Source organism: Streptomyces sp. NPDC002055, from assembly GCF_040296705.1.
GTDB lineage: Bacteria > Actinomycetota > Actinomycetes > Streptomycetales > Streptomycetaceae > Streptomyces.
In genome coordinates, this window is record NZ_JBEOXS010000008.1 from 101,955 (window position 1) to 115,547 (window position 13,593).

General features: G+C 71.7%; 10 protein-coding genes and 2 tRNA genes. 7 read left to right on the forward strand and 5 right to left on the reverse strand.

Going from position 1 to position 13,593, the window contains the following annotated elements; genetic code table 11:
• Positions 1 to 62 precede the first annotated feature (62 nt).
• The gene (locus ABT112_RS06860) at positions 63 to 1,124 is read left to right on the forward strand and encodes a serine protease (RefSeq protein ID WP_351506365.1); all 1,062 of its coding nucleotides are present in this window, start codon (positions 63 to 65) and stop codon (positions 1,122 to 1,124) included.
• Positions 1,125 to 1,265: 141 nt separating this feature from the next.
• Here ABT112_RS06860 and ABT112_RS06865 read toward each other — a convergent pair whose 3' ends face one another.
• The 4 genes from ABT112_RS06865 to ABT112_RS06880 form a co-directional block, all read right to left on the reverse strand.
• Positions 1,266 to 3,128 (reverse strand): ABC transporter ATP-binding protein, encoded by a 1,863-nt coding sequence (locus ABT112_RS06865; protein ID WP_351506366.1) that lies wholly within the window; start codon positions 3,126 to 3,128, stop codon positions 1,266 to 1,268.
• Positions 3,125 to 4,858, reverse strand: coding sequence for an ABC transporter ATP-binding protein (locus tag ABT112_RS06870; protein WP_351506368.1), 1,734 nt, complete (start codon positions 4,856 to 4,858; stop codon positions 3,125 to 3,127). The genes ABT112_RS06865 and ABT112_RS06870 overlap by 4 nt, the downstream gene beginning before the upstream one ends.
• A gap of 851 nt (positions 4,859 to 5,709) precedes the next feature.
• Positions 5,710 to 7,167 (reverse strand): FGGY family carbohydrate kinase, encoded by a 1,458-nt coding sequence (locus tag ABT112_RS06875; RefSeq protein ID WP_351506370.1) that lies wholly within the window; start codon positions 7,165 to 7,167, stop codon positions 5,710 to 5,712.
• Positions 7,168 to 7,902: 735 nt separating this feature from the next.
• Complete coding sequence (locus ABT112_RS06880) at positions 7,903 to 8,202, reverse strand: YtxH domain-containing protein (RefSeq protein ID WP_351506372.1); 300 nt, start codon at positions 8,200 to 8,202, stop codon at positions 7,903 to 7,905.
• Positions 8,203 to 8,361: 159 nt separating this feature from the next.
• Here ABT112_RS06880 and ABT112_RS06885 point away from each other — a divergent pair.
• Together ABT112_RS06885 and ABT112_RS06890 are read left to right on the forward strand one after the other, a co-directional pair.
• Positions 8,362 to 8,434, forward strand: a tRNA-Asn gene (locus ABT112_RS06885).
• A gap of 177 nt (positions 8,435 to 8,611) precedes the next feature.
• A tRNA-Ile gene (locus ABT112_RS06890) sits at positions 8,612 to 8,685 on the forward strand.
• Positions 8,686 to 9,023: 338 nt separating this feature from the next.
• Here ABT112_RS06890 and fxlM read toward each other — a convergent pair.
• A complete protein-coding gene (gene fxlM, locus ABT112_RS06895) occupies positions 9,024 to 10,682 on the reverse strand; it encodes a methyltransferase, FxLD system (RefSeq protein WP_351506374.1) in 1,659 nt (552 codons plus the stop codon).
• A 474-nt stretch (positions 10,683 to 11,156) separates the two neighbouring features.
• Here fxlM and ABT112_RS35320 point away from each other — a divergent pair, with 474 nt between their 5' ends.
• The 4 genes from ABT112_RS35320 to ABT112_RS06920 are packed head-to-tail and all read left to right on the forward strand — an operon-like array spanning position 11,157 to position 13,392.
• The gene (locus ABT112_RS35320; protein WP_502975262.1) at positions 11,157 to 11,870 is read left to right on the forward strand and encodes an NsdA family TPR-like regulatory protein; all 714 of its coding nucleotides are present in this window, start codon (positions 11,157 to 11,159) and stop codon (positions 11,868 to 11,870) included.
• Positions 11,863 to 12,333: an NsdA family TPR-like regulatory protein gene (locus ABT112_RS06910; RefSeq protein WP_502975267.1), complete on the forward strand. Its 471-nt coding sequence runs from the start codon at positions 11,863 to 11,865 to the stop codon at positions 12,331 to 12,333. The genes ABT112_RS35320 and ABT112_RS06910 overlap by 8 nt, the downstream gene beginning before the upstream one ends.
• Before the next feature lie 23 nt (positions 12,334 to 12,356).
• Positions 12,357 to 12,902 carry a GNAT family N-acetyltransferase gene (locus ABT112_RS06915; protein ID WP_351506382.1) on the forward strand — a complete coding sequence of 182 codons (546 nt, stop codon included), beginning with the start codon at positions 12,357 to 12,359 and terminating at the stop codon, positions 12,900 to 12,902.
• Positions 12,874 to 13,392 (forward strand): gamma-glutamylcyclotransferase family protein, encoded by a 519-nt coding sequence (locus tag ABT112_RS06920; protein WP_351506384.1) that lies wholly within the window; start codon positions 12,874 to 12,876, stop codon positions 13,390 to 13,392. The genes ABT112_RS06915 and ABT112_RS06920 overlap by 29 nt, the downstream gene beginning before the upstream one ends.
• Positions 13,393 to 13,593: the final 201 nt, after the last annotated feature.

Here is a 13,593-nt window from a genome sequence, read left to right on the forward strand (position 1 = left end):
CGCTCTCCGCTCACACCGTGCATTCGTCCCCGGGCGGAGTGCGGATTGGCCTGATTCGGGTGATGCGGGGCGCGCTCTCCCTCGCGTGGGGGAGGGCGTTCCGCTTCCCGGGGGATCCGGGCCCCCGGTGGCGACGGCTTGGCTGGACCCATGACGAACACGACGCCCGGCAGCCGCACCGACCCCGGCACACCCCCCCGCTCCACCGAGCACCAGCCGCCCCGCCGGACCTCATCGGGCCACGACGTCGCGGACCACCACGCCTCGCAACGCCACCCGCCCGCACTCCGCCACCCGCCCGCACTCCGCCCCGCCCCGGCCGGGCGGCACGGCGCCGCCCGGGACCACCGGACAGCGGACCCGGTGACGGGGAGGCCCCGGCTCCCCGAGACTTCGCGCCGCTCGGCACCGCACCGCTCGGCACCGCACTGGCGCCCGCAGCTCCCCCCCCCGCCTGCCGTTCCGCGCTGCGGGCGGTGCAGCGCGAGGCGCTGGTGCGCCGGGAGGAGATGGCCGGCCGGTACGCCCGGTGGGCCCGGCAGGAGGGGCAGACCTTCCACACGCTCGGCAGCGCGGACCGAGCGTACGAACTAGCCATCCTGCGGCTGCCGTTGATGTTCTGGATGTACAGCGGGGCCGACGGCTGCGCGTCGGTGCCCGCGCCCACCGCCACCACGGACGAGCTGTACCGGTGGGTCGACGGCGTCTCCCGCTTCCCGGTCTACACCGACCGCAGCCTCGCGTCCGTCCTCCCGTACTTCCACCAGCTGGGCACCCAGCTCGGCTATGTCCGGTTCGACACCGCGCACCTGGCCGGCCTGCTGCGCCACCCCGGGATCCAGCAGGTGCGCAATTACGTGCCGCGGGACATCCCCCTGCGCTTCCAGCCGGACGCGATGCCCGACATCGACCGGTGGGTACGGCGCCACGGCCGGGAACTGCTCTTCGTGTACGGCGAAAACGACACCGCCCGGGCGGAACCGTTCCGCCTGGGGAGCGGCAGCCGGGACAGCGCCGTCCGGCCGGCCCCCGGCGCCAACCACCGTGCGCGGATCGCCGACCTCACCCCCGAGGACGCCGCCGACGCCACCGCGACGGTACGCCGCTGGGCGGGGCAGCACTGACCGCCCCACTGAACGGAGCACGCCTGACCCGGAACGCGGCCGGGCGGCTCACCGGACACGGACAAGCACCCCGTGCCGGCGGGCCGCCCGGCCCTCCGTACCCCGCAGCCGGACACTCCGCGGCCCCGCGCCCCCGGCCGGTCAGTCGACCTCCGCCACCGCCTGCGCGAACTGCGCCGTGTACAGCCGGGCGTACGCCCCGCCGGCGGCCAGCAGCCGCTCGTGCGTGCCCTGTTCGACGATCGAGCCGTTCTCCATCACCAGGATCACGTCGGCGTCGCGGATCGTGGACAGCCGGTGCGCGATGACGAAGCTGGTCCGGCCGTGGCTGAGGGTCGCCATCGCCTTCTGGATCAGCACCTCGGTCCGGGTGTCGACCGAGCTCGTGGCCTCGTCCAGGACCAGGATCACCGGATCGGAGAGGAAGGCGCGGGCGATGGTGATGAGCTGCTTCTCACCCGCGCTCACCCCCGTCCCCTCGTCGTCGATCACCGTGTCGTAGCCGTCGGGCAGGGTGCGGATGAAGCGGTCGGCGTGCGCCGCCCGGGCGGCCCGTTCCACCTGCTCCCGGGTCGCCCCCCGCGCCCCGTACGCGATGTTCTCCGCGATCGTGCCGCCGAACAGCCAGGTGTCCTGGAGGACCATCCCCACCGCGGACCGCAGCTCCTCCCGCGACATCCGGGCCGCGTCCACCCCGTCCAGGGTGATCCGGCCGCCGCTCACCTCGTAGAACCGCATCAGCAGGTTCACCAGGGTGGTCTTCCCCGCGCCCGTCGGCCCGACGATCGCCACCGTCTGGCCGGGCTCCACGGCCAGCGACAGATCCTCGATGAGCGGCTTGTCCGGCTCGTAGCGGAAGGCCACCTGCTCCAGCGTGACCCGCCCGCGCAGCTCGGCGGGGCGCTCCGGGGCCACCGGGTCCGGGTCCTGCTCGGCCGCGTCCAGCAGCTCGAAGACCCGCTCGGCGGACGCCACCCCGGACTGCACCAGGTTCGCCATGCTGGCCACCTGGGTCAGCGGCTGACTGAACTGCCGCGAGTACTGGATGAACGCCTGCACGTCCCCGATCGACAGCGCACCGGACGCCACCCGCAGCCCGCCGACCACCGCCACCAGCACATAGTTGAGATTGCCGATGAACATCATCGCGGGCTGGATGATCCCGCTGATGAACTGGGCCCGGAAGCCCGACCGGTACAGCGCCTCGTTCTGCTCCCGGAACGCCTCGGCGGACTCGGCCTGCCGTCCGAAGACCTTCACCACCGCATGGCCGGTGTACATCTCCTCGATGTGCGCGTTCAGCTTCCCCGTGGTCTTCCACTGGGCGACGAACTGCGGCTGCGCCCGCTTGCCGACGGCCGTCGCGACGAACACCGACACCGGCACGGTGATCAGCGCCACCAGGGCCAGCAGCGGGGAGATCCAGAACATCATCACCAGCACGCCGACGATCGTGAGCAGCGAGTTCACGATCTGGCCCATGGTCTGCTGGAGGGTCTGCGCGATGTTGTCGATGTCGTTGGTGGCCCGGCTCAGCACCTCGCCGCGCGGCTGCCGGTCGAAGTACGACAGCGGCAGCCGGGACAGCTTCGCCTCGATGTCCTCGCGCAGCCGGAAGACGGTGCGGTTGATGGCGCCCGTGGCCAGCCGGCCCTGGACGACGCCGAAGACCCCGGACGCGGCGTACACGCCGAGCGCCCACAGCAGCACCCCCGCCACGGCGCCGAAGTCCACGCCCCGGTGCGGCGGCAGGACGGCGCCGTCGACCACCAGGTCGGTCGCGTCGCCGAGGATCTTCGGCCCGAGCACGGACAGCGCCACGCTCGCCACGCCCATGGCCAGCACCCCGTACAGCCGGGCCCGGTCGGGCCGCAGCCGGCGCAGCAGCCGCTTGCCCGAACCGGCGAAGTCCATGGACCGCTCGGCCGGCTGGCCGCCCATGAAGCGCGCCGGTCCCACGGCCGGGGCGGGTCCGCGGCGCGGTGCCGGTGCCTGGGTGGTCATGCCGCCTCCTGCTCGGTGAGCTGGGAGAGCACGATCTCCCGGTAGGTGTCGTTGCCGGCCATCAGCTCCGGGTGGGTGCCGGTGCCGACGACCCGGCCCTCGTCGAGGACCACGATCCGGTCGGCGTCGCGGATGGTGCTCACCCGCTGCGCGACGATCACCACCGTCGCCCCGGCGGTCTCCCGGGACAGCGCGGCCCGGAGCGCCGCGTCGGTGGCGTAGTCGAGCGCGGAGAACGAGTCGTCGAAGAGGTAGATCTCCGGCCGCCGCACCAGGGCCCGCGCGATGGCGAGCCGCTGCCGCTGGCCGCCGGAGACATTGCTGCCGCCCTGAGAGATCGGCGCGTCCAGACCGTCCTCCAGCCGCTCCACGAACTCCTTGGCCTGGGCGACCTCCAGGGCGTGCCACAGCTCGGCGTCGGTGGCGTCCGGCCGGCCGTAGCGCAGGTTGGACGCCACGGTCCCGGAGAACAGATACGGCTTCTGCGGCACGAGCCCGACGGTCTCGGCCAGCAGGGCCGGGGCGATCGACGCCACGTCCACCCCGTCGACCAGCACCGAGCCGCCCGTCGCGTCGAACAGCCGGGGCACCAGCCCGAGCAGCGTGCTCTTCCCACTGCCCGTGGAGCCGATGACCGCGGTCGTCTCGCCCGGCCGCGCCACGAGGTCCACCCCGCGCAGCACCTTCGCCTCGGCGCCCGGATAGCGGAAGTCCGCGCCGCGCAGCTCCAGATGGCCCCGCCGGCCGAGCGACGTCACGGGCTCGGCGGGCGGCACGACGCTGGACTCCGTCGCCAGGACCTCCTGGATGCGCTCCGCGCAGACCTCGGCGCGCGGCACCATCATGAACATGAAGGTGGCCATCATCACGGCCATCAGGATCTGCATCAGATAGCTCAGGAACGCCGTCAGCGCCCCGATCTGCATGCTGCCGCCGTCGATCCGGTGCGCGCCGAACCACAGCACGGCCACCCCGGCGACGTTCACCACCGTCATCACCGTGGGGAACATCAGGGTCATCAGCCGCCCGGTGCGCAGCGAGACGTCCGTCAGCTCGGTGTTGGCCCGGTCGAAGCGCTGCCGCTCGTGGTCGTCCCGGACGAAGGCGCGGATGACCCGGATGCCGGTGATCTGCTCCCGCAGCACCCGGTTCACGGTGTCGAGCCGGCCCTGCATGGTGCGGAACTGCGGGCCGAGCTTCCGCACGATCAGGCCGATCAGCACGGCCAGCACCGGGACGACGGCGAGCAGCAGCGAGGACAGCGGCACGTCCTGGCCCAGCGCCATGACGATCCCGCCGACGCACATGATCGGCGCCGTGACCATCAGCGTGAAGCTCATCAGCACCAGCATCTGGACCTGCTGGACGTCATTGGTGGTGCGGGTGATCAGCGACGGCGCCCCGAACCGGCCGACCTCGCGGGCGGAGAAGCTCTGCACCCGGTCGAAGACGGAGGCCCGGATGTCCCGGCCGACGGCCATGGCGGTCCGTGCGCCGTAGAGGACGGCACCTATCGAGCAGGCCACCTGGAGCAGCGAGACCGCGATCATCACGCCGCCGGTCTCCAGGATGTAGCCGGTGTCGCCCGTCACCACGCCGTTGTCGATGATGTCGGCGTTGAGCGCGGGCAGGTAGAGCGCGGCGAGCGTCTGCACGAACTGGAGCAGCACCAGCAGCGCCACGGGTCGTCGGTACGGCCCCATATGGGGTCTGAGGAGTCGGATCAGCACAACGGGCTCTCTTCGGTCATGACGGTCTTCGGCGAGCGCACGGAGCCGGCCGGAACCGGCGGGCCTCGGACACCTTGCGGCCTCAACAGCACTTGAGGTCAAACGTTTTGTTACGGGACGTAGGGCCGTACGGCAGCAGGGACGCACCGGCCGGACGCCGCGGATGCGTCGGCCGGGTGCTACGGATGCATCGCCCGGGAGGCCCCGAACGTTTCGCCCCGGCCCGCGGCGGGCGCCTGGGGCCGGTGCGGCGGACACCTGGCCGGGGCCTGCCGTTCCGTCCGAACCGCTGCACGGACCGGTCCCCGGTGCACGGGCTGGTCCCCGGCTGCACGGCCAGTCCCCGGCCACCGGCCGTTGTGACGGACGCCCGGCGCGGGCGGGGTGACGCTTCAGCCGGACGGACCGGACGGACCGGACGGACCGGATGGACCGGACGGACCGGACCGGACGGACGGGACCGGACGGACCGGACGGACGCATGGGCCCGGGTGGGGTGGACGCCTCGGCCGGACGGCGGTGGACGCTTCGGGCTGGGGCGGGCGCCTGCGCGGGAGGGCGCCGGGCGCCTGGGCGGAGCACGGCAGGCCCCCGGCCGACCCAGCCGGCCGGGGCCGCAGCCGCGCCTGTGATCCGCGCACGGGCTGTCCATGCGCGGGCCGCGTACGGGCCATCCATGCGCGGGCCGCGCACGGGCCATCCATGCCCGTCCGACACCTCGCCGACGCCGGATCCGCCCGCCGGGACACCCGTCCGCACCGTGCGAGGTATGACCGGAAACCACCGTCCCGGAAACCGGATGCCGGCCCGTATCGCGGACGGCGGGCGGCTAGCGGCGACCGGCGAGGGCGCTAGAACACGTTCTGGAACGCCCCGGGGTGGGTCTGCTCCCGCACGGCGATGAACTGCTGCCGGACGGCCTGGCCGACCGCCAGCTCCTCGCCCGGATCGAAGACCTGCGCCGTCGCGCCCTGCCACAGCGGCGGCTGCTGCGGCGACAGGTAGCCCTGCGCCACTCCCAGCGCCCACGCGGCCTGCCGGGCGGCGCCCAGCGCGGCGTAGTCGGCGGCCTGCGGCACGATCACCTGCGCGCCGAAGAGCGCCGGAGCCGCGGCCTGCACCGCGGGCAGCTCGGCGGCCGCCCCCAGCAGGAACACCCGGTTCACCGCGACCCCGCGCCCGCGCAGCACGTCCAGCGCGTCGGCCAGCCCGCACAGCATGCCCTCGAACGCGGCCCGCGCCAGGTTCTCCGGCTTCATGCTCTCCCGCCGCAGCCCGGCCAGGGTCCCCGCGGTGTGCGGCAGGTGCGGCGTCCGCTCGCCCTCCAGATAGGGCAGCAGCACCAGCCCGTGGGAGCCGGGCGTCGACTTCAACGCCAGCGTCGACAGGCCCTCCAGATCCGTGCCCAGCAGCTCGGCGGCGCCGCGCAGGGTGCGCACGGCGTTGCTGGTGTGCACCACGGGCAGGTGCATGCCGGTCGCGTCGGCGAACGAGGTGATGGTGCCGGTGGAGTCCGCCAGCGCCTCGTGGTGCACGGCGAAGATCGAACCGGAGGCGCCGAGCGACACCACCGCGTCCCCGAGGCCCACGCCCAGCCCGAACGACGCCGCCATCGTCTCGCCCGTACCGGCCGCGATCAGCAGCCCCTCCGGGGTGGTCCCGGCGGGCTCGGCGGGACCGAGGACATCGGGCAGCACGACCTGCCGCCCGAGGGCCAGCTCCACCAGGTCCGGGCGGTACGCACCGGTGGCCGCCGACCAGTAGCCGGTCGAGGAGGCGCTGCCCCGGTCCGTGGTCCGCCGCAGCGGCCGGCCGAGTAGCTGCCAGACCAGCCAGTCGTGCGGCTGGAGGACCCCCGCGGTACGGGCCGCCGCCTCCGGCTCGTACCGCGCCATCCAGCGCAGCTTCGCCAGTGGCTGCGACGCCTGCGGAACGGAGCCCACGGCCTCGGCCCAGGCCGCACGCCCGCCCAGCGCGTCGATGAGATCGGCGGCCGAGGACTGGGCGCGCTTGTCGTTGCCGAGCAGCGCGGGCCGGACGAGTCCGCCCTCGGCGTCCAGGGCCAGCATCCCCTGCTGCTGCGCCGACACCCCGATGGCCTGCACGCCCTCCAGCACCCCGCTGCCGGCGGCCTCGCCGAGCGACACGAGCCAGGCCTGCGGGTCGATCTCGGTCCGCTTGCCGCCGGGGTCACCGTCACTCTCGGGATGCGGGGCATACCCCTGCCTGAGCACGGCACCGGTTTCGGTGTCGCAGACGACGATGCGTGTGTAGTCGGAAGAACTGTCCAACCCGGCGACTATCCCCATGTCGCTCGATGATGCCCTACCTCGGGCCCCGTGCCGTCATCCGGACCGCCCCGGGCGGCTGGAACCACTCGGTGCAGGCCAGGGCGGACGGCACGCCCGCACCGGCACGCGGCCCGGCAGAGCCCCGGGCCCCACGACCGGGCCCGGACACCTCACCCCGCACCCCGGCTCGGCGCCCCGGCTCGGTGCCCCGGCCCGGCGCCCCGGATGTCCGGGTACGTCGCTCGGGGGCCGGTGCGGCGTGTGGAGAGGGTGAGGTCACTCGGATGTCGGTGCGGCGTGCGGAGAGGGTGAGGTCACTCGGGGGACGGTGCGGGGCCTGGTGCGAGGGGCATCACTCAGGGCGGTGCGGAGCTCGGGCCCGAGCGGCATCCGGGGAGCTCGGGCCGGTCCGCTTCTCCGGTTCTCCGGTCTGTTCTTCCGGCACCGGCACCGGCACCGGCACCGGCACCGGCCTCCGGGCATCGGCCTCGGGCACCGGCCCCCGGGCATCGGCCTCCGGCCTTCGGGCACCGGCCTCTGACGGGGGCACCGGCATCGGCCTCTGGCGGGGGCTCGTCCGGGCCGGGGCCAGGCCAGCCCTCGGCCGCCCGGCCGACGAGCGGCGGGCCAGGCCCGGCCCCCGACCGCCCAGGCCCCCGACCGCCCAGGCCGACGACCGCCCAGGCCGACGAGCGGCCAGGCCGACGAGCGGCCCGGGTCACCGAGCTGCCCGGGGGCCTCGGCCTCTCGGCGTCAGGTGTTGCTGGTGCCCCAGTCGTCCTCCGTCGCCCCGCGCTGCTCCCGGAGGGAGCGGACCCGGTCCGCCACGGAGTCGGGCAGGCGGTGCCCGACCTTCGAGGAGACCGTGTCGACGGCCTTCGAAGCGGCGGACCGCCCGTTCTGCGCCGCGGACTCCGCGGCATTGCGGACCGCGGGGTTCTGGGCGACCCGCTGCGCGGCCTTCCGCAGCTGCTCGTACCGCTCCCGACCGGCCCGCGCGCCCAGCACGTAACCGACGGCAAGACCGGAGATGAACGTGAGCCGGTACAGCATGGCTTCCACCCTTCACTCGATGCGTACTGAGCGCATGCCCCGCCTCGTGGGTGCCGATGCGGTTACCGATTTCAAAGCACCCCCTGGCATGCGCTAATGTATTGCTCGCAGCGAGGGAACGCCCCCGGGAAACCGGTCAGGCGGGTCCGAGCAGAGCAGTCCCCTGTAGCTCAATTGGCAGAGCAGCCGGCTGTTAACCGGCAGGTTACTGGTTCGAGTCCAGTCGGGGGAGCCCATGATGAAGGCCCCGGTAGCGGGGCCTTTTTTCATGGCATGGCGAACCCGGGAACCGCCGCGAGCGTGATCGATGTCCTCCATGCGAGGCACTGTGGCCCACACGGGCGGCAGATCCTATGAGCAGCTATGCTGCGGCAGACGGCGCGCACAGTTGTGCGCGGCGCGCCGTTACGGGGCGGTAGCTCAGCCGGTTAGAGCAGCGGACTCATAATCCGTCGGTCGTGGGTTCGAGTCCCACCCGCCCCACACCAGCAGAAACGACGTGACCTGCGGAAACGCCGTTTTCACGCTAGCACCGGTGGGGCGTTCGCCGCGCGATCGCCACACCGGGGCCCGTAGGTTCCCTCCAGCCCGGCGCCTCATGCACGGTGAGGACCCCGGAGCGGACAGACCCTCGTAGAGCCCAAGCTCGCCATCGCGCCGGCCGCCAAGCTCGCCGCCGCTCCGCTGGCCCGTGTCATCCGTCGTGCAGCCGCCGAGCACAGCGTGAAGCCCGTGACCCTGCTGGACTCCCAGCGCAAGCAGGATGCCGTTTGCAGGATGGAGAACCAGATCCCGCGGGGCGGCGGGCGCGCCACGCCTGGCTACTGCCAGGTGACGAGGACGCGGTTCAGCGGGGTGTCCAGGAGGAAGACGCCGGGTCGCTGCTCGACTGCGGGGGCGTCGAGCGGCAGGATCTCGAACGCTGCTTCGCGGTCACGGAAGCCTCGGTCCCAGGTGCGGATGGCGTCGGCAACCTTCGAGGCCAGTTCGTCGCTGCCGGGGCCGTGGCCGATGACGCCGAACTCCCAGAGCTTCTCGCCCTCGGGGGTCTTCTCGTCCAGCAGCCGCCGGGCGAGGTAGGTGACCGCGCCCTTGTCCACGGCCGCCGTGGACGACGGGTACGGGTCCTCAGCGAGCACCGAGCCCTTGGCGGTCTGCGGGAACAGCATCCGGATCAGACCGGACGGCAGGGAGGAGGAGACGAACAGCTCCATCCACTCCGGGCTCTCCATGGCCCGGACCTTCATGCCGGTCCACTCCTCGGTCCGCGGCTGTTCCAGGACCCCGGCGAGGGCATCGACGTCGATCTGCTGACCGGCCGGAGCCTGAAGCCGCACGGTGCCGTCCGCGGTGAGCGGGACGATGCGCCGGTCGTCGTCGGCGATGCCGCGCCGCAGCGGCATGAAGGTGTTCATCTGCGAGCCCGACGACACCCACCGGCCGTCGTGCTTCTCGTAGACGATGGAGCGGGAGACGCTGCCCTTGAGCCGCTGGGGAGTGACGAGCCGACCACCGGGGGCGAGTTGTTCGAGCCAGGCGTGCGGGATGCCGTGCGCGCCGACGGTGGCGATGATCCGGTCGTACGGCGCGCCCTCGGCGTGACCGAGGGCGCCGTCGCGGGTGATCGCCTCGACGTTGGCGGCACCGGCGGCGGCGAGGTGGGCACGGGCGCCTGCGACCAGATCGTCATCGACGTCGATGGTCGTCACGTGCCCGCCTGGGCCGACGAGGTGGCCGAGCAGGGCGGCGTTGTAGCCGGTGCCGGCACCGAGTTCGAGGATGCGTTCACCGGGCTGGGCCTGGAGCTGGTCCAGCATGAGGGCGACGACGCCAGGCTGGGAGGCGCAGGAGATCGACGTGCCGTCGGTGTCGTACTTGATGTTTACCGGAGCGTTCGCGTAGGCGTCGGCGAGCGGCGCGTCGGGGACGAATAGATGCCGGGGCACGGTGCGCAGAGCGGTTTCGACCGCCGGGGTGTGGGCATGGCCCTCGGCCTGGATCTGGTCCACCAGGGCGTTGCGGAGCCGTTCGGCCTCGGGCGTGGTGAGCGTGTCGGTGTTCACCGCGTTGACGCTATAGGCCGCGGAGTTGGTCGCCGCCGTTGACGCGGTGTTGTCACTCGATCCCATGACTACCTCTCGTGCGATGTGGGACAGGGTGTGCTGGTCCGCGGAGGGCAGACCGGCACGGTTGGCGTGGAAGATCACGTGGTGGGCGATGACGGCGCGCAGACCGCGGGTCAGCTCACCCTGGGCGGCGAGGTAGGCGAGGGTGGTGCCCGCCCGCTCGAAGGCGGCGATCCACTCCGCGTGGCCGTCGAGCGGCCCGCCTGCGCGGCACACGCTGTCGGCGACGTGGGCCAGGCCGCGCGCGCTCAGGCGCTCTCGGGTCCGGTGCCGCATGACACCGACCTTTTCACCGTCCTCGGGCGCCGGAAGTGCGCCCGGTGGTCGCTTCTGGATCTGGAACGTGGAACTCATGAGGTCGCCGTCACTGTGGGAGGCGCATCGCGGCCGTGCGGACAGGCGCTCGTGCTCGCTTGTCACGGTGCGGCTCTCCATGGGCCCTCCCAGGTCAACATCCAAGCTTCGATACGCACAGTGCGTCCGCGGTCACCTAGTGCATCGGAAGCTCCGAGGTGGTGAACAGGTCCTTTCGCCCGAACCCCGCCCGCCTCCTTCCCGCCCTTCCCCCGCCCTTTTGAACGCCATTTGCCTCTCACCAGCACCTTTGCTGACGATGCCTCACACGGCCCGCTGGATGACCGCTACGGTGAGCTGACACCAGTCGGCAAGGGGGTGTCCGGTGAGCCGCAGTCCGATGAGAGCGCTACGCGAGAGCCGCAACCGGACCCAGGAGAAGGCGGTGGGCGAACTCAACGCCCTGGCGGAGCGGCTCGCTGCCGAGGGACGAGTCTCGAAGCGCCCCACCTTCACCGTCCGGCAGATGTCGAAGTGGGAGAGCGAGACGAGGGCGCGCCCGTATCCGCATCCGGACACGCGGGTGGTCCTGGAGCTGTACTTCCAGCGGTCGGTCGAGGAGCTGGGGCTCTGCCCGGGTGCCGGAGAAGATGCCTCCGACGCCTCCGCTGTGCCCGTCGTGACGCCGGCCTCGCTCATCGAGCCGTCGGCCGCCGCGGTCCCGCTCCTCGCCGGGGCGACCAGGACACACCGCCGTGGCTGGCTCAGACGACGAGCGACGTACCCGGCGCCGCTGACTGGAAGATCGCTGAGGACGAGGTCGAGCTTCTGCGGGAAGCCGCGGACGACATGGATGCGCAGGATCAGCAATTCGGTGGCAACCGCCTCTGGAGGCCGACGCGCGCGCACTTGCTCTGGGTGCACCACATGATCGATCGAGGCATCTATGACGAACAGCTGGGCCAGCAACTTCATTCGCTCGCAGGGAAGTTCACCACCAGCCTCGGCTGGTTCAGCTACGACGCCGGCCTGCACACGCAGGCCCGACAGTACTTCTCCGAGGCCCTGAACGCCGCGATGCTGACCGGCGACGACGTGCTCTCCAGCCGGACCCTGAGCAACATGGCCCGCCAAGCCGTGGATTTGAACAAGGGGCGGGAAGCGATCCGCTTCGCTCGGCTCGCGCAGACGCACGCGGGTATGTGGAGCGCACCGACCCGGGTGTTCGGCGCTCCTGGCGATCCGTGAGGCTCAGGGGCACGCCCGGGTCGGTGACGCTTTCAACTGCGAGTCCGCGATCAAGAGGGCCTGGAAGGAATGGGAGCGCGGGGCGGACGGCCGCGACCCTGATTGGACGACGTTCCTCAACCAGGCCGAGTTGGTGTGCCTGGAGGGGATGTGCCGCCTCGACCTCGGCCAGACAGCTCGAGCCCAGAAGCTGTTGGCGCAGTCCGAGAAGCTGCAAGACGTAGCGCACTCCCGGAACAGAGGCATGTGTCTCGGCCGGCTCGCGACCGCAGCCATCGGTGCAGGGGACATCGACCACAGCGCCGATGCCACGAGGAAGGCCATCGTGCTGATCCGGACAGCGGGCATGTCTTCCGCTCGGGCAGTCCAGCAGTTGAAGATCGTCCACGATGGACTGGCTCCTCACCAACGCGCCCGCGGGGTGGGGGAGCTGCTTGAAGAGATCCGCGCAGTCGTCGCGTGATTCAGAAGGGGAGAGATCAACCAGTGGATGCGGAGTACCAGCGGTACGACGGAACTTCGGTCAAGGCCGTCACCGATGACCTGGCCGAGGTGTACGCCCGGGTGTACGACACACCGCCGTACACCGGGGACCCGTTCTTCTCCGTCGCCTCCTTCCGCCAGCGGCTGGAAGCCGCCTTCGACAGCGACGGCTTCGAGACGGTGACCGCGTGCCGGAACGGGGAGATCGTCGGATACGTACACGGCGCCACCCTGCCCGCCGACAAGCCGTGGTGGATCTCGCTCGGCGACAGGAGGCCGAAGCAGCTCCAGACCCTCGCGGACGCCGGACAGGTCTTCTGGCTCCGGGGACTGATGGTTCTCCCCGAGTACCAGAACCAGGGCCTCGGCAGGAAAATCCACGACACTGTGATCACGGGGCGCGCGGAGAGCGCCACAACCCTGACGTGCATCATCGACAACCAGCCGGCGCACGATGCATACGTGCGGTGGGGATACTCGGTGATGGGGGAGATCAAGCACGCCCCCGAATCGCCAACCTATGACGCCATGTACCTGCCCGGCTCGTGACGACTGGAATGAACCAACCGCTCAGCCCGCGCCGGTCCCGGGGACTGCTAATCGCCGGGACCGTTTCTCGCCCGAGGGCACTGCCCTGTTCGCATACGGCACGCTTCAGTTCGATTCGGTTCTCGAAGCTCTGATCGGCCGGATACCTGAGCGCCTCAAGGCCAGTGCGCCCGGTTGGCGCGCAGCTTCTCTGGCCGGGCGCGTCTACCCAGGGCTTGTAGCGGCCCCCGGCTCCACGGCGCCCGGCGTGCTGCTCGCCGACCTCAGCCGGAGGGAGTGGGCGATTCTCGACGCCTTCGAGGACGATCGCTACGACCTGCGCGAGGTTTCGCTGACCTCGGGCGGGCCCGGGCTCGCTTATGTTTGGCCGGACGGCGAGGTATGCGACGAGGTCTGGGATGCCGAGGAGTTCCGGGCCCGTCATCTCCAGGAATACGCCGCTCGGTGCGCGCGGATCGCTCCGAGACTGGCCGCCGAAGCTGGGCAGTGAACCCTGCGGTGTTCGAGGGGCCCTGGAGGCTCCTCGAACGCTGACCGCAGTCATTAAGAATCCTGTTCTGGATCGCTCTGTGGATGTCGTGGCCGGACGTATGACCGATGGCGCCAGCGGTGATCAACGCGGTCGGCCCCAGCGGGCTCCCATCGGCTCCGGTGGATGACGGTGGACATCGGGCCGATAATGAATTGATAA